Source organism: Paraburkholderia atlantica, from assembly GCF_000092885.1.
GTDB classification, from domain to species: Bacteria; Pseudomonadota; Gammaproteobacteria; order Burkholderiales; family Burkholderiaceae; genus Paraburkholderia; species Paraburkholderia atlantica.
The window spans coordinates 2,324,899-2,349,734 of sequence record NC_014118.1; the positions used below are offsets into that span (position 1 = coordinate 2,324,899).

At 62.9% G+C, this 24,836-nt stretch carries 14 protein-coding genes, 4 tRNA genes, 2 rRNA genes and 2 pseudogenes; 16 read left to right on the plus strand and 6 right to left on the minus strand.

The window, feature by feature from the left end; genetic code table 11:
• The first annotated feature begins 19 nt into the window (after positions 1-19).
• The 4 genes from BC1002_RS26435 to rrf all read left to right on the plus strand — a co-directional run bounded on the left by BC1002_RS26435 (position 20) and on the right by rrf (position 3,731).
• Positions 20-96: transfer RNA gene (locus tag BC1002_RS26435), tRNA-Ile, on the plus strand.
• A gap of 58 nt (positions 97-154) precedes the next feature.
• A tRNA-Ala gene (locus BC1002_RS26440) sits at positions 155-230 on the plus strand.
• 307 nt (positions 231-537) lie between these two features.
• Positions 538-3,417 (plus strand): 23S ribosomal RNA (locus tag BC1002_RS26445).
• A gap of 200 nt (positions 3,418-3,617) precedes the next feature.
• Positions 3,618-3,731: ribosomal RNA gene (gene rrf, locus BC1002_RS26450) — 5S ribosomal RNA — on the plus strand.
• A 186-nt stretch (positions 3,732-3,917) separates the two neighbouring features.
• On the opposite strand, the gene BC1002_RS26455 is transcribed toward rrf, so the two are convergent.
• Positions 3,918-4,379, minus strand: a complete 462-nt coding sequence (locus BC1002_RS26455) for a hypothetical protein (protein WP_013093065.1) — start codon at positions 4,377-4,379, stop codon at positions 3,918-3,920.
• Positions 4,380-4,857: 478 nt separating this feature from the next.
• Between BC1002_RS26455 and BC1002_RS26460 the strand changes: the two are divergent.
• The 4 genes and pseudogenes from BC1002_RS26460 to dhaL all read left to right on the plus strand — a co-directional run.
• Positions 4,858-5,052, plus strand: a pseudogene (locus BC1002_RS26460) (Zn-dependent hydrolase); the annotation flags it as partial.
• Entirely contained in the window at positions 5,049-6,539 is a 1,491-nt protein-coding gene (locus BC1002_RS26465; protein WP_013093066.1) for a M81 family metallopeptidase, read from the plus strand. The pseudogene BC1002_RS26460 and the gene BC1002_RS26465, both read left to right, overlap by 4 nt.
• Positions 6,540-6,617: 78 nt before the next feature.
• Positions 6,618-6,694: transfer RNA gene (locus BC1002_RS26470), tRNA-Val, on the plus strand.
• A 282-nt stretch (positions 6,695-6,976) separates the two neighbouring features.
• Positions 6,977-8,680: a dihydroxyacetone kinase subunit DhaL gene (dhaL, locus tag BC1002_RS26475; protein ID WP_013093067.1), complete on the plus strand. Its 1,704-nt coding sequence runs from the start codon at positions 6,977-6,979 to the stop codon at positions 8,678-8,680.
• Between the two features lie 76 nt (positions 8,681-8,756).
• Here dhaL and BC1002_RS39425 read toward each other — a convergent pair whose 3' ends face one another.
• The 5 genes from BC1002_RS39425 to BC1002_RS26500 all read right to left on the minus strand — a co-directional run bounded on the left by BC1002_RS39425 (position 8,757) and on the right by BC1002_RS26500 (position 12,850).
• Entirely contained in the window at positions 8,757-8,891 is a 135-nt protein-coding gene (locus BC1002_RS39425) for a hypothetical protein (RefSeq protein WP_013093068.1), read from the minus strand.
• Between the two features lie 36 nt (positions 8,892-8,927).
• The gene (locus BC1002_RS26485; RefSeq protein ID WP_013093069.1) at positions 8,928-9,983 is read right to left on the minus strand and encodes a permease; all 1,056 of its coding nucleotides are present in this window, start codon (positions 9,981-9,983) and stop codon (positions 8,928-8,930) included.
• Positions 9,984-10,008: 25 nt separating this feature from the next.
• On the minus strand, positions 10,009-11,076 hold the full coding sequence (gene mnmH / locus BC1002_RS26490; RefSeq protein ID WP_013093070.1) for a tRNA 2-selenouridine(34) synthase MnmH: 1,068 nt from the start codon (positions 11,074-11,076) through the stop codon (positions 10,009-10,011).
• 117 nt (positions 11,077-11,193) lie between these two features.
• Positions 11,194-12,252 (minus strand): selenide, water dikinase SelD, encoded by a 1,059-nt coding sequence (gene selD, locus BC1002_RS26495; protein ID WP_013093071.1) that lies wholly within the window; start codon positions 12,250-12,252, stop codon positions 11,194-11,196.
• A 271-nt stretch (positions 12,253-12,523) separates the two neighbouring features.
• Positions 12,524-12,850, minus strand: a complete 327-nt coding sequence (locus BC1002_RS26500; protein ID WP_041735235.1) for a hypothetical protein — start codon at positions 12,848-12,850, stop codon at positions 12,524-12,526.
• Positions 12,851-13,076: 226 nt separating this feature from the next.
• On the opposite strand from BC1002_RS26500, the gene fdnG reads away from it, so the two are divergent.
• From fdnG to BC1002_RS26545, 8 genes and pseudogenes are all read left to right on the plus strand, one after another.
• Entirely contained in the window at positions 13,077-16,145 is a 3,069-nt protein-coding gene (gene fdnG / locus BC1002_RS26510; RefSeq protein WP_157874756.1) for a formate dehydrogenase-N subunit alpha, read from the plus strand.
• Between the two features lie 9 nt (positions 16,146-16,154).
• Complete coding sequence (gene fdxH, locus BC1002_RS26515) at positions 16,155-17,078, plus strand: formate dehydrogenase subunit beta (RefSeq protein WP_013093075.1); 924 nt, start codon at positions 16,155-16,157, stop codon at positions 17,076-17,078.
• Positions 17,075-17,731: a formate dehydrogenase subunit gamma gene (locus tag BC1002_RS26520; RefSeq protein ID WP_013093076.1), complete on the plus strand. Its 657-nt coding sequence runs from the start codon at positions 17,075-17,077 to the stop codon at positions 17,729-17,731. The genes fdxH and BC1002_RS26520 overlap by 4 nt, the downstream gene beginning before the upstream one ends.
• A gap of 125 nt (positions 17,732-17,856) precedes the next feature.
• Positions 17,857-18,855 carry a formate dehydrogenase accessory protein FdhE gene (gene fdhE, locus BC1002_RS26525; RefSeq protein ID WP_013093077.1) on the plus strand — a complete coding sequence of 333 codons (999 nt, stop codon included), beginning with the start codon at positions 17,857-17,859 and terminating at the stop codon, positions 18,853-18,855.
• A 46-nt stretch (positions 18,856-18,901) separates the two neighbouring features.
• The gene (gene selA / locus BC1002_RS26530; protein ID WP_013093078.1) at positions 18,902-20,350 is read left to right on the plus strand and encodes an L-seryl-tRNA(Sec) selenium transferase; all 1,449 of its coding nucleotides are present in this window, start codon (positions 18,902-18,904) and stop codon (positions 20,348-20,350) included.
• A gap of 13 nt (positions 20,351-20,363) precedes the next feature.
• Complete coding sequence (gene selB / locus BC1002_RS26535; RefSeq protein WP_013093079.1) at positions 20,364-22,277, plus strand: selenocysteine-specific translation elongation factor; 1,914 nt, start codon at positions 20,364-20,366, stop codon at positions 22,275-22,277.
• 65 nt (positions 22,278-22,342) lie between these two features.
• Positions 22,343-22,438 (plus strand) — tRNA-Sec (locus tag BC1002_RS26540).
• 168 nt (positions 22,439-22,606) lie between these two features.
• Positions 22,607-23,841, plus strand: a pseudogene (locus BC1002_RS26545) (tyrosine-type recombinase/integrase).
• Positions 23,842-24,836 lie beyond the last annotated feature (995 nt).

Genomic DNA, 24,836 nt, shown 5'->3' on the forward strand with positions numbered 1-24,836 from the left:
GCAACGCAGACAGACTCAGGGGTCTGTAGCTCAGTCGGTTAGAGCACCGTCTTGATAAGGCGGGGGTCGATGGTTCGAATCCATCCAGACCCACCACTGTCTTGTCTGGTGAGCTGGTCGGGTGAAACCTCTGGAGTGTGTGTTGTGTGAGACTGGGGGATTAGCTCAGCTGGGAGAGCACCTGCTTTGCAAGCAGGGGGTCGTCGGTTCGATCCCGTCATCCTCCACCAATCCTCAATGCGCAGGGTTCTGCATGAAGGCAGAGCGTTGCGCATTGGCGATTGAGCCAGTCAGAGCGGTACACGATCAAATCGTGATATCGGCTGTCGTTCTTTAACAATCAGGAAGAAGTAGTAAAGAGATTCACGAAAGCGTACCTGGAGATGGGTGCGTGAGTAGGTGAATCAGGGTTGTGATTGTATCGATGTATTTTAAGGGAATCGAGAGATTGCCTTTGGAATACGGCGCAACACGAATACTCAACCTGTAGCGGCATGTGATCTGCGGTGAGCAATCATTGAGACACACCCGTTATAGGGTCAAGCGAACAAGTGCATGTGGTGGATGCCTTGGCGATCACAGGCGATGAAGGACGCGGTAGCCTGCGAAAAGCTCCGGGGAGCTGGCAAACGAGCTTTGATCCGGAGATGTCCGAATGGGGAAACCCACTCCTAATGGAGTATCCATGACTGAATCCATAGGTCATGTGAAGCGAACGCGGTGAACTGAAACATCTAAGTAACCGCAGGAAAAGAAATCAACCGAGATTCCCAAAGTAGTGGCGAGCGAAATGGGATCAGCCTGTACTCTTTATTCTCATTGTTAGTCGAACGCTCTGGAAAGTGCGGCCATAGCAGGTGATAGCCCTGTAGACGAAAACAGCGGGAAAGAACTGGGTGTACGACAAGTAGGGCGGGACACGTGAAATCCTGTCTGAAGATGGGGGGACCATCCTCCAAGGCTAAATACTCGTGATCGACCGATAGTGAACCAGTACCGTGAGGGAAAGGCGAAAAGAACCCCGGGAGGGGAGTGAAACAGATCCTGAAACCGCATGCATACAAACAGTCGGAGCCTCGTAAGGGGTGACGGCGTACCTTTTGTATAATGGGTCAGCGACTTACATTCAGTGGCGAGCTTAACCGATTAGGGCAGGCGTAGCGAAAGCGAGTCCGAACAGGGCGTCCAGTCGCTGGGTGTAGACCCGAAACCAGGTGATCTATCCATGGCCAGGTTGAAGGCACGGTAACACGTGCTGGAGGACCGAACCCACTAACGTTGAAAAGTTAGGGGATGAGCTGTGGATAGGGGTGAAAGGCTAAACAAACCTGGAAATAGCTGGTTCTCTCCGAAAACTATTTAGGTAGTGCCTCGTGTATCACCTTCGGGGGTAGAGCACTGTCATGGTTGTGGGGTCCATTGCGGATTACTTCGCCATAGCAAACTCCGAATACCGAAGAGTGCAATCACGGGAGACAGACATCGGGTGCTAACGTCCGGTGTCAAGAGGGAAACAACCCAGACCGCCAGCTAAGGTCCCCAAATATGGCTAAGTGGGAAACGAAGTGGGAAGGCTAAAACAGTCAGGAGGTTGGCTTAGAAGCAGCCACCCTTTAAAGAAAGCGTAATAGCTCACTGATCGAGTCGTCCTGCGCGGAAGATGTAACGGGGCTAAGCCATATACCGAAGCTGCGGATGCACATTAATGTGCATGGTAGGAGAGCGTTCCGTAAGCCTGCGAAGGTGCACTGGAAAGTGTGCTGGAGGTATCGGAAGTGCGAATGCTGACATGAGTAGCGATAAAGGGGGTGAAAGGCCCCCTCGCCGTAAGCCCAAGGTTTCCTACGCAACGTTCATCGGCGTAGGGTGAGTCGGCCCCTAAGGCGAGGCAGAAATGCGTAGCTGATGGGAAGCAGATTAATATTTCTGCACCATTGTGAAATGCGATGGGGGGACGGATCGCGGAAGGTTGTCCGGGTGTTGGAAGTCCCGGTCGCTGCATTGGAGAGGGTGCCCTGGCAAATCCGGGCACAGGACTCAAGGGTGTGGCGCGAGCTTCTTCGGAAGCGAAGCAACTGGAAGGGGTTCCAGGAAAAGCCTCTAAGCTTCAGTTTCACAGTGACCGTACCGCAAACCGACACAGGTGGGCGAGATGAGTATTCTAAGGCGCTTGAGAGAACTCGGGAGAAGGAACTCGGCAAATTGGTACCGTAACTTCGGGATAAGGTACGCCCTGGTAGCTTGACTGGCCTGCGCCAGAAGGGTGAAAGGGTTGCAATAAACTGGTGGCTGCGACTGTTTAATAAAAACACAGCACTCTGCAAACACGAAAGTGGACGTATAGGGTGTGACGCCTGCCCGGTGCCGGAAGATTAAATGATGGGGTGCAAGCTCCTGATTGAAGTCCCGGTAAACGGCGGCCGTAACTATAACGGTCCTAAGGTAGCGAAATTCCTTGTCGGGTAAGTTCCGACCTGCACGAATGGCGTAACGATGGCCACACTGTCTCCTCCCGAGACTCAGCGAAGTTGAAGTGTTTGTGATGATGCAATCTCCCCGCGGCTAGACGGAAAGACCCCATGAACCTTTACTGTAGCTTTGCATTGGACTTTGAACCGGTCTGTGTAGGATAGGTGGGAGGCTATGAAGCGTGAACGCCAGTTTGCGTGGAGCCGTCCTTGAAATACCACCCTGATCTGTTTGAGGTTCTAACCTTGGTCCGTAATCCGGATCGGGGACAGTGCATGGTAGGCAGTTTGACTGGGGCGGTCTCCTCCCAAAGTGTAACGGAGGAGTACGAAGGTACGCTAGGTACGGTCGGAAATCGTGCTGATAGTGCAATGGCATAAGCGTGCTTGACTGTGAGACTGACAAGTCGAACAGGTGCGAAAGCAGGTCATAGTGATCCGGTGGTTCTGTATGGAAGGGCCATCGCTCAACGGATAAAAGGTACTCTGGGGATAACAGGCTGATACCGCCCAAGAGTTCATATCGACGGCGGTGTTTGGCACCTCGATGTCGGCTCATCTCATCCTGGGGCTGTAGCCGGTCCCAAGGGTATGGCTGTTCGCCATTTAAAGAGGTACGTGAGCTGGGTTTAAAACGTCGTGAGACAGTTTGGTCCCTATCTGCCGTGGGCGCTGGATATTTGAAGGGGGCTGCTCCTAGTACGAGAGGACCGGAGTGGACGAACCTCTGGTGTACCGGTTGTCACGCCAGTGGCATCGCCGGGTAGCTATGTTCGGAAGAGATAACCGCTGAAAGCATCTAAGCGGGAAACTCGCCTTAAGATGAGATATCCCCGGGGCTTCGAGCCCCTTGAAGGGTCGTTCAAGACCAGGACGTTGATAGGTCAGGTGTGCACGTACAGTAATGTACTGAGCTAACTGATACTAATTGCCCGTAAGGCTTGATCCTATAACAGGTGTGTCTCGACAACCGTCAGCGCTTCAGCGCTTACGGGTGTCCGATCCCCGAAGGGGATGAAGACATGCCGGTTGAGATCGGTGTTGTGCCAGAAACAACACAACCCCACACACGAATCCTTTACGCTTCTTCCCGATTGGCTGTGGCGCCGGGTTGACCCCAACCTGAGAGCGACGCAGCAACCCGTCATGCCTGATGACCATAGCGAGTCGGTCCCACCCCTTCCCATCCCGAACAGGACCGTGAAACGACTCCACGCCGATGATAGTGCGGATTGCCCGTGTGAAAGTAGGTAATCGTCAGGCTCCCCCAAAGCCAGAAACCCCACCCCCAGCGGTGGGGTTTTTGCGTTTACGCGGCCAATATCGCTCGCTTCACCGCTTCACTACTTTCCAATCCGCAGCGCATCCGCGTAACCGTGCGACTTTCGACGCGTTCGTCCAAAATCCGTGTCCTTCTGGTTCAGGCGGTCGGCACTTTCTCCAAAATCGCTATGCTCGCTTACGCGCCGGCGCTCGATCGGATCCTCCTGCGATAAAGCGGTCGAGTCTCTCACTGGCCTCCGTAATCGCCCAAAGCGGGGCGCGATGCAACTGCCGATCGTACCTCGTCGCGATCGATGCAAAGAGCTCGAAGCCCGCTTCGTCCAGCTTCCATTCGTCGCGTTCCCGACCTGTGTCGAACACCGTCGCCGAAATGCGGTCCGCGGCGTGGAGTTCTTCATGGCTCATCGAGCCGAAGCCTGCATCGGCAAGGTAACTGGTCAAAAGCATGATCTGCGTGAGCGTCTGTGCATCGCTCTTAGTGCCGACGCCGCGGCGCAGTGCGTCGAGCGACAGATGAACTCGTAGCGCGAGATCGTCGGCGATCTGGCGCGCGATGGGCAACAGCATGGCTTTGGCATGCCGCGCGCGGGCGGCGCCAGTGTTGCGGAAAGGAATCGGTTGTGCCATGGAGATCCAAGGGGTTTGCCTGAGCACATGCAATAACGGCGCGCTTCGAAAAAGGTTGAGCCTTCATTGCGCTTTAACCGCTTCCTTCGACGAAAACGTTTGCTGGCGACCACTTGCGCGCAGATTGCCAGCATGTTGCGGCGTCCGTGGTCGAGTGGAATGACAGCTGCATCGCCCGCAGTGCGCCGATCGCTACCCACGAATCCAGCGGTTTTGCCTCCCATGCTCGCCCGCGAAAAGACTTCGCCGCATTGCCACCTCGCGCGCGTCCGATCGCCAGCCTCGGCCAAGCTCTCTATCATGACAATTGGAACAACGCCGACCAGCAAGCCGGAACGGAGCAAGTCTCGTCGGCAAGCGCCATCCAGCCGCGTTCAACCCGGGGAAGGAACGGTGCGGGCTCCATGTGGTGAACCGCGTTGCGCGCTCGATCATGCGCCGCGTCGCCGCGCCACGGTCGGCTGGCTCGAGGTGCCTGTCCTCGACGGATGTGACCAGCGGCGCGGGCAATGACGCGTTCTATTTCGCGCGCATCACACCCAGCGCGACGGTCTTCGTTCCGTGCAAGGACGGCATCAGCCACAACGAAATCGAGGACGCGCGCGCCGATCATCTGGAAGCCGCTGCAAGTGAGCTGAGCGTGGCGTCGGGGACAGGGAGGATACGCCCATGAAGATCCTGATCGCACGCATGAACCACGAGACCAACACGTTCTCGCCGGTAGAAACCCCGTTGGCCGCATTTGGCCGCAATGGTCCCAGCTACGGCCGCGCCGCCTTCGAAGAAAACGAGGGCATGCAAACCGCGATGGCCGCGTTCATCGACGCCGCCGAGCGCGCGCACGCCGAAATCGTGACGCCGATCTCCGCCATGGCGAATCCGAGCGGGCCGGTGGACGCCGCCGCCTACGATACGATCTGCGACGCGATCGTGGCAGCCGCGACCGGTTGCGACGCGGTGATGCTCGATCTGCACGGCGCGATGGTCGCCGAGAACTCGACCGATGGCGAAGGCGATCTGCTCGCGCGCGTGCGTGCGTCGTTGCCGCACGCGCCGATCGCGGTCGCGCTCGATCTGCACGGCAACGTCACGCAAAAGATGATCGACAACGCCGACATCATCGTCAGTTTCAAAACCTATCCGCACGTCGACATGTACGAGACTGGCGCACACGCAGCGCGCCTGCTGTTCGACATGATCGACGGCCGCGCGAAACCGGTGATTGCGTGGCGTCAGCCGCCGCTGCTCACGCACACGCTGCGCAGCGCGAGCGCCGACGGCGCGATGAAACACGCGCTCGATGCCGCTCGCGCCGCCGAAGCCGACGGCGTGCTCGCGGTGTCGGTGCTGGCGGGCTTCTCGCTCGCCGATATCGACGCGCCATGCATTAGCGTCGTCGTCGTGGGCAATGGCGAACGCGCGGATGCGGAGGCGGTCGCGGGACGCATCGCTCGACAGATCTGGGACGAGCGCGACGAATTCGTTTATCGCAGCGCGCCGCTGGCCGAATCGGTCGCGCAGGCGGCGTCGCTGGCGCGCGGCGCCGACAAACCGGTGCTGCTGCTCGATCATGGCGACAACTGCATGTCGGGTGGCACGTGCGACACGATGGATCTGCTCGAGGAAGCATTGAAGCAGGGCCTCGACCGCATCGTTAGCGGGCCGTTGTGCGACCCGCAGGCGGTCGCGGCCCTGGCGGCCTCGGGGGTCGGAAGCACAGTCACGCTCGCGATCGGCAACAAGCTGACAAACGATGCTTTGCCTTCCCGTTCGCCGCTCGCCCTGACCGGCGTCGTGCGCGCGCTGACCGACGGCGAATACGTGATCAGCGGCCCGACTTATACCGGCCAGCGCGCATACATGGGGCGCGCGGCAGTGCTCGACGCCGGCACGGTGAAACTCGTCGTGACCGAACACACGCATGAGCCGTGGGATCTCGGCGTGTTCGAGAGCGTCGGGATCGATCCGCGCCGCGCGCGTTTTCTGCTGCTCAAATCACGCATGTATTGCCGGCCGGTTTTCGTGCCGATCGCGGCGGCGCTCGTCGAATGCGATAGCCGTGGCGTCACGAGTTCGGACTACCGTCTGTTCAGATTCGAGCGTGTGAAACGGCCGGTTTATCCATTGGACCCTGACACCGAATGGACCGCGACCGACTGATCGACACACATGTGTTTCGATAAATCGCCGCAAGGGCTTGTGCAGTCCGCATCGAGTCTCTATAATTCGCGCCTCTAAAGGCTCGTAGCTCAGTTGGTTAGAGCACCACCTTGACATGGTGGGGGTCGTTGGTTCGAATCCAATCGAGCCTACCAACGCATCGGTGACGTAGACGAAAGCGGTTCCGCTTTCGTCTACGGTCCCGCCAAATCCATTCCGTCGTTCCCGCAGTTTCGCCGTTCGGCATCACATCCCCTTCGTTGTCGTTGTCCGCTTGTGGCTCGAAGCTCGCGCACATTCACGCGCTCTGTCGCTGTTGCGTCGCCGTTCGACAATGCGCGGTACAGTAGACCTTCCGCTTTCGCCGCCGACCCGACTGCCGTTTCCATCGCATCGTTCGATCATGCGCTGCCGGCGCATCCAACGGAGCTGACGCAATGAAGAAGCTCATCAACGATGTGTCCACCGTGGTCCCCGACATGCTCGAAGGGCTCATCGCGCTCAATCCCCAACTCTCGCTGTTGCAGGGCGGCACGATCGTGTTGCGCGCCGATGCCGAGGCCGTGGCCGCGCGTGGCGAGGTCGCGCCGATCTCGGGCGGCGGCTCGGGCCACGAGCCCGCGCACGGCGGCTACGTCGGCCACGGCATGCTGAGCGCGGCGGTGGCCGGCGAGATCTTCACATCGCCATCCACCGATGCCGTGCTCGACGCAATCCGAGCGGTGGCCGGACCCGCAGGCGCGTTGCTGATCGTCAAGAATTACACGGGCGACCGCTTCAACTTCGGCCTCGCTGCCGAAATCGCGCGCGCCGAGGGCATCCCCGTCGAGATGATGATCGTCGCCGACGACGTCGCGCTGAGCGCGAGCGGCGATCACGCGGGTCGTCGCGGACTCGCGGGCACGGTGCTGGTTCACAAGATCGCGGGCGCGGCGGCCGCGCGCGGTTTGCCGTTGGCCGAAGTCGCGCGGATCGCTAAAGAAGCGGCACTGTCGCTCGGCACGATGGGCGTCGCGCTGACGCCGTGCACGGTGCCGGCCGCGGGCAAGCCGGGCTTCGAACTGGGCGATCGCGAAATCGAATGGGGCCTCGGCATTCATGGTGAACCCGGCGTGGCGCGCGGCACGCTGGAGCCGGCCGACGCGATGGTCGGCAAGCTGCTGGCAAAGATCGTCGGCGATCTAGCGTTGCAAGCGGGCGAGCGCGTCGCGCTGCTCGTCAACAACCTTGGCGGCACCCCATCGAGCGAGCTCAACGTGGTTGCCGGCGCCGCGCTGCGCGAGCTCGCCGGGCGCGGCATCGAAGTCGCGCGCGCGTGGGCCGGCACGTTCCTGAGCGCGCTCGAGATGGCCGGCGTGTCGCTGACGCTGCTGCGAGTGGATGACGAACGGCTGAGCCTGCTCGACGCCACCTCGCATACGAGCGCATGGCCCGCGCTGAGCGGCCGTGTCGCCCAGGTCGCGGTGCGTGCCGCACCACCCGCGCCGCCACGCGCGAGCGGCGCGACGCTCGCGCCTGACGCGACGCTGCGTCGCGCGATCGAAGCGGTCTGCGAGTGCCTGCTGTCAGCCGAGCCGGTATTGACCGAAATGGACCAGCGCGTCGGCGACGGCGACCTCGGCATCAGCCTCGCGCGTGGCGCACGCGCGGTGCAGCTCGAACTCGATTCCTATGCGTCCGCAGCCACGCCGGGCGCGGTGTTGCGCAGCATCTCGGCGACGCTGCGGCGCGTGGTGGGCGGTACGTCGGGTCCGCTATATGCGGTGATGCTGCTGCGCGCGGCGGCCGCGCTCGAACCGTCGGGCGGGACTGCCGCACGGCAATGGGCGACGGCGTTCAGCGCCGGTGTGGATGGATTGATGGAACTGGGGGGCGCGACGCCGGGCGATCGCACGATGGTCGATGCGCTGAAGCCCGCCGCCGACGCGCTGTCCGACGCACTCGCTCAGGGAGCGTCGACGGATGCCGCATTGCAAGCCGCCATCGCCGCGGCAAGCGATGGCACGTCGCGTACCGTATCGATGCATCCGCGCCGCGGGCGTTCGAGTTATGTCGGCGACCGCGCGATCGGTCATGTGGACCCCGGCGCGCATGCGGTGGCGTTGTGGCACGCAGCGATTCGCGACGCGCTGCGCGGTTAGGCGCGGGCGAACCCGAACGTTGCTGCGAACGCAACGGCAACGCGCGCCTTCGCGGACGAGAAAAACAACGCCGCCCTCAAGGCCGCAGCAGATCGAATCCTGCGAAAGCAACGACGCCGCTCAGCGCGATCAGCGCCACCGAGTGCTGTCCAACGTACAGCAGCCCGGCGGCGGACCAACACGTGATGGCGAATGCGGCAATACGTTTCATGCTTGCTTCTTCTACAACTCGAACTCAAAAACCGGCTCAGAAGCCCAGCGCAACGGCCAGCAAACCACTGGCGACACCGCACACCACCACCGCGCAGGCCACCACTGTCAGCACGCGCCGCGGAAACGACCGCGCGAGCATCGCGAGTGACGGTACGCTGACGAGCGGCAGCGTCATCAGCAGCGCGCCGGCGGGTCCAGCGGCCATACCGAACGACAGCATCGCCTGAATGATCGGCACTTCGCCCGCGGTCGGAATCACGAACAGCGTGCCGGCGATCGACAGCGCGATGATCCACAGCAGGCTGTTGTCGACGTCCGGGCCGATGTGCGGAAACAGCCACGCGCGCGCCGCGCCGAGAATCAGCACGAGCACGATGTATTCCGGCACGAGCCGCAGCGTCATGCGCCCGAGAATCCAGATCCAGCGCGAGAACGCGGTGCCCGGATCGTCGGCGCTGACCAGTTGCGCGACGGCCTCTCGCGACGCTTGCGCTTCCTGCGGCGTGACCATGCGGTTCACGAGGTAGCCGAGGCCGAACACCATCACGATGCCGAGCGCGAGGCGCAGGCCCATCCACTGCCAGCCGAGCACGAAGCCCATGAAGATCAGCGTCGCGGGATTCAGCGCGGTATTCCCGAGCCAAAAAGCAATCGCCGCGCCCGGCGCCGCTTCGCGCGCACGCAGGCCCGCGACGACCGGCGCCGCGCAGCAGGTGCACATCATGCCAGGCAACGACATCAGGCCGCCTTTGACGACGCTGTTGAAGTCGGCACGACCGAGCGCGCGCGCGACCCACTGCGGCGGAATCAGCGCCTGCACGGCGGAGCCGAGCAGAAGGCCGAGCACCATCGCCTGCCAGATCGCCTTGCCGTACGCGAGCGCGAAGTCGATCGCGGCCTGCCATGATGCCGCCGGCGCGCTCGCGGACGTGCCCATCAGGATCGACTTGCCGATCGAATGCTGGCTCGCGGCGACGAACGCGCGGTTGTAGTACGGAAACCACTTCACATAGAAGAGGCCGACGACGGCGATCAGCAGGAATACGATCCAGCCAAGCGTCACGCGGGGTTGCCGAAGGGTTGATTGCATGATGGTTGTTAAATGTCGTTGTGAGTCAACCGACGACTAGCGTACGGGTATCGAGCTGCGCGAGCAGCGTTTTCGCCTGCTCGACGACATCGGCGTCGTTCGGGCGGAAATCGAGTTGCAGCGCGTTCGGCAGCTGATCGAAATGCTGGCCGCTACTGCGCGCGTAGGCGGGATCGTAGTGAAGTTCGATCAGTTCGTGCGCGAGCTCGGCGCGCCGATTGTCGTCGACGAACCGCTGCCAGCCCGTGACCCGCTCGCGGCTGTGCAGGCCGATCAGGCGTTCCAGCTGTCCCTTGAAGTAGTCGGCATGCTCGAACAGATGCGCGTAATCCTGCAGCAGAAACGCCGCGCGATCGTCGCGGCTCGAACGCACCTCGACGCACGCGCCGCGATGAAACGTTTCGAGCAGCGCGAGCGGCAGTGTGACGGAGCCGATGCGCCTGCTTTCCGCCTCGACGAACACCGGCCGGCTCACGTCGAAGTCTTGCAGCGCGGTGACGAGCAGCGTGTCGAAACGCTTTTGCGACGGCTGCGGCACGCCGGTGTACGCGCCGAGCAGCGAGCCGCGATGCGAGGCGAGCGCCTCGAGGTCGAGCGTTTGCGCGCCGGCCTCATGCAGCGCCGACAGCAGCCGCGTCTTGCCGCTGCCGGTCGGGCCGACGAGCGCGATATAGCTGAAACGGCGCGGCAGGGTTTCGAGCCTCTCCAGCGTGGCGCGCCGGTAGCTTTTGTAGCCGCCCTCGAGTTGCCGCGCCGACCAGCCGATCATGTTGAACAGCGTCGTGACGGAGCCCGAGCGCTTGCCGCCGCGCCAGCAGTAGATCAGCGGGCGCCAGTTGCGCGGCCGGTCGGCGAACGTGGTTTCCAGATGATGCGCGATGTTGCGCGCGACTAACGCCGCACCGACCCGCGTGCCCTCGAACGGCGACACCTGCTTGTAGGTCGTCCCGACCAGCACGCGTTCCTCGTTGCTCAGCACTGGCGCGTTGGTCGCGCCCGGAATATGGTCTTCCTCGAACTCGAGCGGCGTGCGAACGTCGACGATTTCATCGAAATCGCCGGCTTTATCGAGGCTGACTAGAAGACTTTTCAAGGGAGTAGGGACAAAACGGACCGCGGGAAGACCGAAATTATCGCATGCGCGGCTCGTTCGGGCCGGTTATGCGTGCGTTCCGGCATTCTCCAGTGACGCGTCCCTCAGCCGTCCGCTTCAGATGACCTCGACTCGCGCTTCCCCGCTCACCAGCTCGCCGATCACCCGCGCGTCGGCGAAGCCATCGGCGCGGAACAGCGCGAGCACCTCGTCGACCGCTTCGGGCGCGCATGACACCAGCAGCCCGCCCGACGTCTGCGGATCGGTCAACAATGCACGGCCGGCGGACGGCAACGCGGCGGGCAGCACTACGTCGTGGCCATAGGCGTCCCAGTTGCGGCCCGATGCGCCGGTGAAGATGCCGGCTTCCGCGAGGCTCGCGACGTTCGGTAGCCACGGCAGGTCTGCATAGCGCACGCGCGCGGTCAGCTTCGAGCCGCGCGCGAGTTCCAGCGTGTGGCCGAGCAGGCCGAAGCCGGTGATGTCGGTCAACGCATGCACGCCGTCGAGCCGCGCCAACTCGGCGCCCGGCCGGTTCAGCTTGGTGGTCGCGCCGATCATGGCCGCGTAGCCGGCCTCGTCGAGCCGGTCTTTCTTCAGTGCCGCGGACAGAATGCCGACGCCGAGCGGCTTGCCGAGGATCAGCACGTCGCCGGCCTGACCGCCCGCGTTGCGCTTGACGCGTTTCGGGTCGACGATGCCCAGCGCGACGAGGCCGTAAATCGGCTCGACCGAATCGATCGAATGGCCGCCCGCGAGCGGGATGCCCGCTTCCGCGCAGACCGATTCGCCGCCTTTCAGCACGGCCGCGATCACGTCGTGCGGCAGCACGTTGATCGGCATGCCGACGATCGCCAGCGCCATGATCGGCTTGCCGCCCATCGCGTAGACGTCGGAGATCGCGTTGGTCGCGGCGATGCGGCCGAAGTCGAACGGATCGTCGACGATCGGCATGAAGAAATCGGTGGTCGCGACGATCGCCTGGTCCTCGTTGAGCTTGTAGACGGCGGCGTCGTCGGCGGTGTCGTTGCCGACCAGCAGGTCGGGGAAAAACGGCAGCGGCGCGCTGCGCTTGAGCAGATCGGCGAGCAGGCCCGGCGCGATCTTGCAGCCGCAGCCGCCGCCGTGCGACAGGCTCGTTAGACGGGGCGACTGGCTTGCTTGGACTTGGGTCATGGAGGCGGGAGTTCGGTTTCGTCGAATGACCGCATTATGAGGGTAGTTTTCACACTGTGCAGCGTCGACCCGGGCCGCAAACCGGCTTTATGCCGAAACCGTATATCCCAACGATAAACACCTGCGTAAAAAGATACCAATCGCGAAGCAAATGCAAACGGCAGGTGCGCGATGAAACCAATTTCTTCGCGCGCTAACGAAATTTCACACCGCCCCGCGAATTGATCGCCGTCGACAATTAGCAAACCAATTACCGCGCGATTGCAAAGCCTTATTTATTGCTGCCCGCGCCGGTCCCATACATGCCATTGTTAAATCCGCCGGCGCCCTCGGCTTTTTGTCCCTGACCGGCGGTTTTGCCGCGCGCGTTGCCTTGTCCGCTGTCTTTCGACTGAGGTCTGTGCGATTCATGAACTGCCGATGCGGCCGGATCGGGCGTCGAACCCGTCCCGGACGAGCGGCTTTCCATGTGCGAAGAGCCGTCCGGCTTGGGAATCTGCGCAAGACTGGGGGAGTTCGTGGACAGCAGTGCGGCGCCGAGAAGCGCAAGTGAGGCTGCGCCGGTTGCCGCGCGTCGGGAGTAAGTAGAGTAGTTCATAGGAGCGCAATAATCCTTCGAGAAGGTCAATGGAATCCACCATTCGCGGGTTCAGCATGAACGGTGCCCGGCACCGGGAATAAATCGTGCAGACGAGGGGCGCCGTTCATTCAAGTGACTTTCGCATGTCTTATTTACCCGGGTGGCGAATGCACTACGATCGCGCTGCATGTCGCAAAACGGCATCTATAATCAATTTTGTCCCCAAAAGAGCCGAGGCCATGCAATGACGCAAATGACTCGGCGACAATTCCTGAAGGTTTCTGCCACCTCGCTCGCCGGATCGAGCCTAGCCCTGATGGGCTTCTCGCCGACACCCGCGCTGGCCGAAGTCCGTCAGTACAAATTGTCGCGTGCTACCGAAACCCGCAACACCTGCCCGTACTGCTCGGTGGGCTGCGGCGTCCTCATGTACGGCCTTGGCGACGAAGCCAAGAACGTGAAGACGAGCATCTTCCACATCGAGGGCGACCCCGACCACCCGGTCAACCGCGGCACGCTGTGCCCGAAGGGCGCGAGCCTGATCGACTTCATCCATAGCCCTAGCCGTCTGCGCTATCCCGAGTACCGCGCGGCCGGGGCGAACGAGTGGAAGCGCATCTCGTGGGAAGACGCGCTAGACCGCATCGCGAAGCTGATGAAGGAAGACCGCGACGCGAACTTCGTCGAGACGACCGCCGACGGCAAGAAGGTCAACCGCTGGCTGACTACCGGGATGCTCGCGGCGTCGGCCAGCAGCAACGAGGTGGGTTACCTGACGCACAAGACTGCTCGCAGTCTTGGCATGCTCGGATTCGACAATCAGGCGCGTGTCTGACATGGCCCGACGGTGGCAGGTCTTGCCCCGACGTTTGGCCGTGGAGCGATGACGAACCATTGGGTCGACATCAGAAACGCGGACTTGATTCTCGTGATGGGCGGCAATGCGGCCGAGGCCCACCCATGCGGTTTCAAATGGGTCACCGAAGCCAAGGCGCACCGCAAGGCGCGCCTGATCGTGGTCGACCCCCGCTTTAATCGCACGGCGTCGGTCGCGGACTACTACGCGCCGATCCGCACTGGCACGGACATCGCGTTCCTCGGCGGGGTGATCAACTATCTGCTGACGAACGACAAGATCCAGCACGAGTACGTGAAGAACTACACGGACGTGTCGTTTATCGTCCGTGAAGACTTTGCGTTCAACGACGGCCTGTTCTCCGGCTACAACGCCGACAAGCGCAACTACGACAAGACCACGTGGGACTACGAGCGCGGTGACGACGGCTTCGCGAAGGTCGACCCGACGCTGCAGGACCCGCGCTGCGTCTATCAGCTGATGAAAAAGCATTACTCGCGCTACACGCCCGAACAGGTCGAAAAAATTTGCGGCACGCCGAAGGACAAATTTCTGCACGTGTGCGAGATGCTCGCGTCGACGTCGGTTCCGGGACGCGCGGCCACGATCATGTACGCGCTTGGCTGGACGCAGCATTCGATCGGCTCTCAGATGATCCGCACCGGCGCGATGGTGCAGTTGCTGCTCGGCAACATCGGCATCGCCGGTGGCGGCATGAATGCGCTGCGCGGTCACTCGAACATCCAGGGCCTGACGGATCTAGGCCTGATGTCGAACCTGCTGCCGGGCTACATGACGCTGCCGATGGAAGCGGAGCAGGACTTCGACGCCTACATCGCGAAGCGCGCCTCGCAGCCGCTGCGGCCGAACCAGCTGAGCTACTGGCGCAACTATCGCGCGTTCCACGTGAGCTTCATGAAGTCATGGTGGGGTGACAAGGCCACCGCCGAGAACAACTTCGCTTTCGACTATCTGCCGAAGCTCGACAAGTCCTACGACCTGTTGCAGGTCTTCGAGCTGATGAGTCAGGGCAAGATGACCGGCTACATCGCGCAGGGCTTCAACCCGCTTGCCGCCGCGCCGTACAAGTCAAAGAACGGCCCGGCTCTGGCCAAGCTGAAGTGGCTAGTGATCATGGACCCGCTCGCGACCGAAACGTCGGAGTTCTGGAAGAACCACGGCCCGTTCAACGACGTCGACAGCGCATCGATCCAGACCGAGGTGTTCCGTCTGCCGACCACTTGCTTCGCCGAGGAACGCGGCTCGCTCGTCAGTTCGAGCCGGGTGCTGCAATGGCACTGGCAGGGCGCGGACGGCCCGGGCGAAGCGAAGAGCGACCTCGAGATCATGGCAGGGCTGTGGCTGCGGATTCGCGACGCTTATCGCAAGGACGGCGGCAAGTATCCCGATCCGATCCTGAATATGAGCTGGCCGTATGCGAAACCGGACAGCCCGACACCCGAAGAAATCGCGAAGGAGTTCAACGGCAAGGCGCTCGCGGACGTCACCGATCCGAAGGACCCGACCAAGGTGCTCGCGAAGAAAGGCGAGCAACTTGCGAGTTTCGCGCAGCTGCGCGACGACGGCTCGACTTCGAGCGGCTGCTGGATCTTTTGCGGCTCGTGGACCCAGGCGGGCAACCAGATGGGCCGCCGCGACAACTCGGATCCGACCGGCATCGGCAACACGCTGAACTGGGCGTGGGCATGGCCGGTGAACCGGCGGGTTCTGTACAACCGCGCGTCGTGCGATCTCAACGGCAAGCCGTTCGATCCGACGCGTAAGCTGATCGCGTGGAATGGCAGCACGTGGTCGGGCGCCGACATTCCGGACTTCAAGGTCGACGAGCCGCCCGACAGCGGCATGAATCCGTTCATCATGAATCCGGAAGGCGTCGCGCGATTCTTCGCGCGCGACGCGATGGTCGAAGGGCCGTTCCCCGAGCACTATGAACCGTTCGAGACGCCGCTCGGCTACAACCCGCTGCATCCGGACAACAAGCTGGTCGTCAGCAACCCGGCGGCACGCGTGTTCCCGGGCGATAAGGCCACGTTCGGCACGCACGAGAACTTCCCGCATACCGCGACCAGCTATCGTCTGACCGAGCATTTCCACTACTGGACGAAGCACGCGAAGCTGAACGCGATCATTCAGCCCGAGCAGTTCGTCGAGATCGGCGAAGACCTCGCGAAGGAGATCGGCGTGGTGGCCGGCGACCGGGTCAAGGTGAGCTCGAACCGCGGGCACCTGATAGCCGTCGCGGTCGTGACGAAGCGCATCAAACCGCTGACGATCGAAGGCAAGAAGGTGCAGACCGTCGGGCTGCCGATTCATTGGGGCTTCATCGGGCTCGCAAGGCCGGGCTATCTCGTCAATACGCTGACGCCGCCGGTGGGCGACGGAAATTCACAGACACCGGAAACCAAGTCGTTCCTCGTCAAGGTCGAAAAGGCATAAGGTAAAGAGATGGCACTGCAATCACTGGACATCAGACGCGTCTCGGCCACGACCACGCAGCCGCCGGTGGCTCGCGCGCCGGCCACCGGCCAGGTCGCGAAGCTCATCGACGTATCGAAGTGCATCGGCTGCAAGGCCTGTCAGACCGCCTGCATGGAGTGGAACGATCTGCGCGACGAGATCGGCGTGAACGTCGGCGTCTACGACAATCCGCCCGATTTGACTCCGGATTCGTGGACCGTCATGCGTTTCGCGGAGTATGAGAACTCCGCCGGCGATCTCGAATGGCTGATCCGCAAGGACGGCTGCATGCACTGCGAAGACCCGGGCTGTCTGAAGGCCTGTCCGGCGCCGGGCGCGATCGTGCAGTACACGAACGGTATCGTGGATTTCCACCAGGAGAACTGCATCGGCTGCGGCTTCTGCATCGCCGGCTGTCCGTTCGACATACCGCGTATGTCGAGGCAGGATCGCCGCGTGTACAAGTGCACGCTGTGCTCGGACCGCGTCGCGGTCGGTCAGGAGCCGGCCTGCGTGAAGACCTGCCCGACCGGCGCGATCATGTTCGGCACCAAGGAGGACATGAAGCTGCAGGCCGAGGACCGCATCGTCGATCTGAAGGAGCGCGGTTTCCAGAACGCTGGCCTGTATAACCCGGATAAGGTCGGCGGCACCCATGTGATGTACGTGCTGCACCACGCCGACCGGCCGTCGCTGTATCACGGCCTGCCGGACGATCCGCGCATCAGTCCGATGGTGACGTTGTGGAAGGGCATAGCCAAGCCGATCGGACTCGCCATCATGGGGATCGCCGCGCTCGCGGGCTTCTTCCACTACACGCGCGTCGGCCCGAACGAGGTGACCGAGGCCGATGAAGCCGCCGCCGTCAAGGAAGCCGAAGAAGCACGCCGTTCGCGGGAGGGTAGGCAATGAACCACTCTGAGCACTCCGACTTCACGGACGTGAAGGGCAACCGCCTGATCGTGCGCTATACGCCGAACGAGCGCACGAATCATTGGATCACCGCGATCTGTTTCATCCTGCTTGCGCTGTCCGGTCTCGCGTTGTTCCATCCGGCGATGGCGTTTCTGTACGTCGTGCTTGGCGGCGGACAGTGGACGCGGATCCTGCACCCGTTCATCGGCTGCGTGATGTTCATCTCGTTCCTGATTCTTGCGTTGCGCTTCTGGCATCACAACTATCTTGACCAGGCGGATATCCAGTGGATGAAGCAGTTCCGCGACGTGCTGAACAATCGCGAGGAACGCCTGCCCGCAATCGGCCGGTACAACGCCGGGCAGAAGCTGCTGTTCTTCGTGATGGTGATCTGTATGCTGCTGCTGTTGCTGAGCGGCATCGTGATCTGGCGACGCTACTTTTCGCTCTACTTCCCGATTGGGCTGATCCGGCTGTCCGCGGTCGTGCACGCGGTGACGGCGTTTTTGCTGATCGTCGGCATCATCGTGCATATCTATGCGGGGCTGTGGGTCAAGGGCTCCATAGGTGCGATGATGCGCGGCACCGTTACCTATGGCTGGGCGCGCAAGCATCATCCGAACTGGTTCAGGGAAATCATCGGCAAGTAAAGTATGCTGATTCGGCGCTGCCCCAGCGCGTGTTTCAATGCGCCGCACGCAGCACCCCGCGCACCGGGCCGCCGCGCCACGTCGATGACGTGGCGGCGGCTTTTCAGTTTTCAGAGGACGATACCTTGGTCCAACGCATTCTCGAAGCCGCCGACATCGAGTCGCTCGATCCCTCGGCAATACCCCGCATCCGCATGCCGGAGCGGCTTGCGGTGTTCGCACCGCGTGCCGCGCGGCTGCGTCAGCTCGCGTCGCGCGGCAATCCGATCGCCGGCTACCTGCGGTTGATGGCGGCGCTCGCCGATGCGCAGCAAGCGGTGCTCGCGCATTTCAAGGCGCAGCCGCCGAGCCCCGAGCTGATCGCGAGCGCGCAACAGTATTCGATGCCGCTGATTCCGGCGCTGTCCGGCGCGCGCGATCCGGCGTGGCAAGACGTGCTGCTGCAACTGCTCGACAGGATCGAAGCCGCGGGCCCGTTGACGCCGCAACTCGTCGCGGTGTTCGAGCGGCTGGGCTCGCTCGACGCCGCCGCGCTCGAAGCGCAGGCCGACGCAATCTTCGCGCAGCGCTTCGCCGACGTCGAGCCGGCGTGCGCGCCGTTCATCATGGCCGCGCTGCAAGTCGTATGGACCGACCTCGCCGCCGACATCGACAAGCGCGCCGTGCCGTACCTCGACACGCCGGGCCTGTGCCCGGTGTGCGGCTCGCATCCGGTGGCCAGCACGCTACGCATCGGCGGCGCGTACGACAACTATCGCTATCTGCAATGCGGGCTGTGCGCGACCGAATGGCATATGGTCCGCAGCAAATGCTCGAACTGCGATTCGACGAAAGGCATTGCGTACCAAGTGGCCGGCTCGCCCGACGCCGACGCGGCCACCCGCGAAGCCGAAACGAAAAACGCCGTGCTAAAGGCGGAGTCGTGCGACGAATGCCATACTTACCGCAAGATCGGCATCCAGGCGAAGGACTACGAGTTCGATCCATTCGCGGACGACCTCGCGAGCCTCACGCTCGATCTGCTGATGGGCGCGGAAGGTTACCGGCGCGCGTCGCCGCATCCATGGCTGTGGCCGGAGCGGACGGCCGGCGGGACGGAAGCGGAGGACGACGAGTCCGCCTGACGGCGGCCTGACCGGACGCAAGTTCAACACGACATAAGGATTGCTCGTGAGCGATGTGAGCAACTCGGAATTGCGCGCGCTGATGGCGCGCGTGCCGTCGGTGGACAAGGTGATGGCGTCGGCGGAATTCGCGCCGCTGATCGGCGAATACGGCCGCACTCAGGTGCTCAATGCGCTGCGCGACGCGCTCGACGCGTGGCGTATCGGCGCGCAATCGGGCGATGCGGCGGCCGACCCGGCGGTGAGCGCGCTCGATACCTCGCAACTGCATGCGACGGTCGCCGCGGCGCTGCTCGCACGCAACGCGTCGCGGCTGCGCAGCGTATTCAATCTGACCGGCACCGTATTGCACACGAACCTCGGCCGCGCGCTGCTGCCCGACGAGTCGGTGCGCGCCGTGATGACTGCGCTCACGCAACCCGCCAACCTCGAGTTCGATCTCGCCACCGGCAAGCGCGGCGACCGCGACGACCTGATCGACGATCTGATCTGCGAGCTGACCGGCGCCGAAGCCGCGACCATCGTCAACAACAACGCGGCCGCGGTGCTGCTCACGCTGTCCGCGCTCGCCGCGAAAAAGGAAGTGGTGGTGTCGCGCGGCGAACTCGTCGAAATCGGCGGCGCGTTTCGCATTCCCGACATCATGAATCGCGCAGGCGCGAAGCTGCGCGAAGTCGGCACGACGAACCGCACGCATCTGAAGGACTATGAACAGGCGATCAACGCGCGCACTGCACTGCTGATGAAAGTCCACGCGAGCAACTACGCGATCAGCGGCTTCACGAAGGAAGTCGGCATCGACGAGATCGCACCGCTCGCGCATGAGCACGGGCTCGCGGTCGCCGTCGATCTCGGCAGCGGCACGCTGGTCGATCTCGCCGAATGGGGCTTGCCGCGTGAGCCGACGGTGCGCGAGACGGTCGCGGACGGCGCCGATGTCGTCACGTTCAGCGGCGACAAGCTGCTCGGCGGCCCCCAGGCCGGATTGATCGTCGGACGGCGCGAGCTGATCGCGAAGATCAAGAAGCATCCGTTAAAGCGCGCACTGCGGGTCGGCAAGCTGACGCTCGCGGCGCTGGAGCCGGTGCTGCGGTTGTATCGCGCGCCGGAGAAATTGGCCGACCGGCTGACCACGCTACGGCTCCTCACGCGGCCCGCCGAGGATATTCACGGCGCCGCTCAGCGTGTCCTGCCCGCGCTTCAGCAGGCGATCGATGCGCGCTACACGGTGGCCGCCGAGCCGATGTTCAGCCAGATCGGCAGCGGCGCATTGCCGGTCGAGGTGCTACCAAGCTATGGCCTCGTGATCCGGATGAGCGACGGCAAACGCGGCGGCCGCCATCTGCTCGCGCTGGAAAAGCAGTTGCGCGAGATGGCGCGGCCGGTGATCGGCCGGATCGCCGACGACGCGTTGCGGCTCGATCTGCGCTGCCTCGAAGCTGCCGACGAAGCGCAATTGATCGCTCAGCTCATCGCGCAACCGCAAAGCAACTGAAGGACGGGCACGCATGATCGTCGGTACTGCTGGGCATATCGACCACGGCAAAACGAGTCTCGTGAAGGCACTCACGGGCGTCGATACGGACCGCCTCAAGGAAGAAAAAGCGCGCGGCATTTCGATCGAACTCGGCTACGCGTATGTGCCGCTCGACAACGGGGACGTGCTCGGTCTGATCGACGTGCCGGGCCACGAAAAACTGGTGCATACGATGACCGCCGGCGCGAACGGCATCGACTTCGCCTTGCTCGTGATCGCCGCCGACGACGGCGTGATGCCGCAAACACGCGAACATCTGGCGATCGTCGAACTATTGGGCATTGGGCGGGGCGCTATCGCGTTGACAAAAATCGATCGCGTCGACGACGAGCGCCTGCGCGAAGTGCGCGATGAAGTGAGAGCGTTCGTCGCTGGCAGCGTGTTACGCAACGCGCCTGTGTTCGAGACCAGCGCGACACGCGGCGGCGATCCGGGCGTCGCCGCACTGAACGCGCATTTGCGCGAGCAGGCCGCGGCATGGCGCATGAAGCGCGACGACGGGCTGTTTCGCCTCGCCGTAGATCGCGTGTTCACGCTCGCGGGGCAAGGCACGATCGTCACCGGGACCGTGGTGGCGGGCAGCGTGAGCGTCGGGGACACGATGCTGCTCGCACCGAAACAGCAGCCGGTGCGCGTGCGCAGCATCCACGCGCAGAATCGCCCCGCCGAAGCCGCTCACGCTGGCCAGCGCTGTGCGCTGAATCTGGCGGGCATCGACAAGAGTGCGATCGAGCGCGGTGACTGGATCGTCGATGCGCGGCTGTCGCAAGCGAGCGAGCGCATCGACGTCGCGTTGACGCTGCTCGCCGACGCGCCACACGCGCTCGAACATTGGGCGCCGCTGCATGTACATCTCGGTACGCAGCATCAGGTTGCGCATGTCGCGCTGCTCGACGGCGATGCGCTTGCGCCCGGTCAACGCGCGCGTGTGCAACTCGTGTTTGAGCGGCCGCTGTGCGCGGTGCCGGGCGATCGCTTCGTCGTGCGTAACGCTCAGGCCAATCGCACGGTCGGCGGCGGGCACGTGCTCGATCCGTTCGCTCCGGCGCGCAAGCGGCGCTCGCCGGAGCGCTTCGGCTGGCTCGACGCAATCCAGACGCTGCTCGACACCGGCTCACTCGACGCGCTGGTGGCGCGCGCGCCGCACGGCATGTCGCGGGCGTTGCTGGAGCGCCTCACTGGGATGCCGGCCGCCGCGGTCGCGTTGCCCGCCGGGACCCGCGCGATCGAACTGCCGGGCCATGACGCGCTGCTGGTCGCCGAGGCGACATGGCACGCGCTCGGGGGCCGCCTGAGCAGTGCGCTCGCGCAATATCATGATCGCTCGCCTGACGAACTCGGCCCCGACGCGTCGCGCTTGCGGCGCATCGTGGCGCCACTGGTCGACGACACGCTATGGCGAGCGCTGATCGACGATGCGGCGGCGCGTGGCGAACTCGTCAGACGCGGACCATGGCTGCATTTGCCCGGCCACGCGGTGACGCTCGACGCCGCCGATCAGGCGCTTGCCGCGACGCTGCTGCCCGAGATCGAGGCGGGGCGTTTCGATCCGCCGTGGGTTCGCGAGCTCGCGAATGCGCATGGTGTGCCGGAGGAGCGCGTGCGTCAGTTGCTGCGCAAGCTCGCGCGTCAGGGCGAAATTTTCCAGATCGTGCATGACCTGTTCTATCACCAGCAGGTGATTCGCGAGCTGGCGTCGATCGCGGCGACGGAGGCGCGCAAGAACGGCGGCACCGTGGCGGCCGCGCCGTTTCGCGACGCGACCGGGCTCGGCCGAAAACGGGCGATCCAGCTTTTGGAATTCTTCGACCGGGTTGGCTATACTCGCTTCCACCGTGGCCTGCACCTCGTGCGCACGGATAGCCGCTGGCTCGATCTATTTTGATGATCTGTCTTGATGACCTGACTGGGCGTACGGTTCCGTCGGTCGCGCTTCATTCGATCACCGTAGGAAGGCATTCGTACCCGGTGGTGCGGCTGGGCTTCAAACCCAGTTGGGGGCGTCAGACGCTCCCGGGTAGGTTCGACTCCTGCTGCCTTCCGCCACATGGGCCTTCCGGGCCATTCCGGCATCTTCTTCCGTTGATGTCCTGTAGATCGCTGATTTTAAAGCGGTTTATGGGTAACGGCGTGCTTGCGGCTACCGTTGACGTCCCGCACAATTTCCTCACGAAGTATGGGTAGCGATGTGGGTTTGTGGGTAGGGAGGGCAACATGGCTGGACGACCGTTGCATCGACTCAGCGCTCTGCGGGTCGCGAAGGAGGTGACGCCGGGTCATTACGCGGATGGCGGTGGCCTCTACATGCAGATCGCGGACAGCGGTGCGCGTTCATGGGTGTTGCGGTTCAAACTGAACGGTCGCATGCGGGAGATGGGTCTCGGTCCACTCTCGCGGGTCTCTCTGGGCGAGGCGCGGAAACTGGCCGTCGGGTACCGTGACATGGTCAGGGACCTGATTGATCCCATTCTCGCGCGGCGTGAGCAGCAGCGAAGGCAACTGCTTGACATGTCTCCGGATAACAATGTGACGTTTCGTGAAGCAACTGAGGCGTTTATCCGTGCGCATGAACCCCAGTGGCGAAATCGCAAGCATGTTCAGCAGTGGGGTAACACGCTCAAAACGTACGCGTATCCGGTGATCGGTGACGTCCGGGTGCGCGACATTGATACCGCGATGATCGTACGCATCCTTCAGCCGATCTGGACGAAGAAGGCGGAGACTGCGCGCCGTGTACGCGGCCGCATCAAGGCAATTCTCGACGCAGAGACGGTGCTGGGTCATCGGGTCGGCAGCAACCCTGCGCGATACGTTGATCATCTGCAACTTGTGTTGCCGCGGTCGAAGAAACGTTCGCAAGTGAACCATCATCCGGCACTACCCTGGGATGACTTGCCTGCGTTTATCCGCGAGCTTGAACAACGTCCGCGGCGTGCTGCGCGTGTGTTGCATCTGCTGATCCTTACGGCGACCCGCACGAACGAGGTGCGTTTTGCGCGGCCCGAGGAGTTTGACCTCGCCGCCCGCACGTGGTCAATTCCTGGCGATCGCACCAAGAGCGGCCGGCCCCTTCGCGTACCGCTGTGTGACCGCGCCGTCGAGATCGTGCGCAACGCATTGCCGAAGGCAAAATACGGATATCTGTTTCCGGGCTGCAAGGAAGGACGTCCGTTGTCGAATATGGCGATGCTGACGCTTCTGAGACGTATGTCGCGGCACGGAATCACCGTACACGGATTCCGGTCGACGTTCCGCGACTGGGTTGCCGAATGTACGGACTATCCCGATTCGCTCGCGGAGGAAGCCCTGGCTCATGTCATCGCATCACAGACAGTGGCGGCTACCGGCGTCGCGACCAGCTCGAGCGTCGGCGCCTGATGATGGAGGACTGGGGAAGGTATTGCGGCGAAAAGAAAGAGGGCGCTGCGATGATGGCGTCGGCTGCATAACATGCGTTCGTTGCATGGTTGTTGTTCAGAGCCAACTCGGGATCGTGGAAACCTATGCACGCTGTGGCTCAATGGCTGGTCGCAGAGTGGCATGTCTGGTTTTTACCCGCGATTTACCCGAACGCTGCGATCGATGCTCCGGGACATGGCCCGGCCTGACGGTCCGTGCGTGGTTCGCGGGGTTGTCTACGCGTCAGAACCATCACGCCGACGGATCGAACTTTGTGCGCGCGTGAAAGACGGAGCGATCATTTGCCGCTTTTTCCTCAGGGGGCATGGTTGGGTACAGTTTGACGCGCGACCCGCGGCCCTGTAGCGCACGCGTGTGGGACGACGGGCAAGCAACCACGCAAAGCCAAAGGATACATCGGCCAAGAAGACAACATCCGGCGTAATTCTGACGAGTCGAGTAGATGCCATCAGACTGTGGTCACGCCAGTCGAAGCATGAGCGTCAGCGGATGAATCGCCGATGGCCGGAAGCCATATGATTCGTAAAACGCTGCCGCGTGCGTGTCAATGGCATGCACGAGCATTGCGCGCACACCGAGATCTCGTGCTACAGCGCTGGTGCGATTGACTGCATCCTTCAGGAGGGATGCCCCGAGCTGAACACCCTTCACGTCCCGAGCGGGCCGACCGAGCACCACAACCGCGATCGGATCTGGCATGTTGCGGCGAACGTTGCCCGTCGCCTCAGCATGGGCCACTGCCCCGGCGGCGAGGGCGGACTAGCACGCCAACGCGAACCTTTGCTTGGTCCTGTTTCCACCGAGACAGACCCTTCGGCAAGATGAAGCCGAGGATGACGGGCAAGCGTCGTCTTGCGGCGAAGGCGATCTCGACGGAGACCGCCAACGACCAGGCGGGTTGTTGCCGCCGTTGCCACACCCCCGAAGCGACGGGGCGGTGGGCCTCACCACGCGAACCCGGATCACGGACGGCACCGGGTGGGCGGCGAAGCACGAGAGTAACCCGATTGGACCACGAGCAACT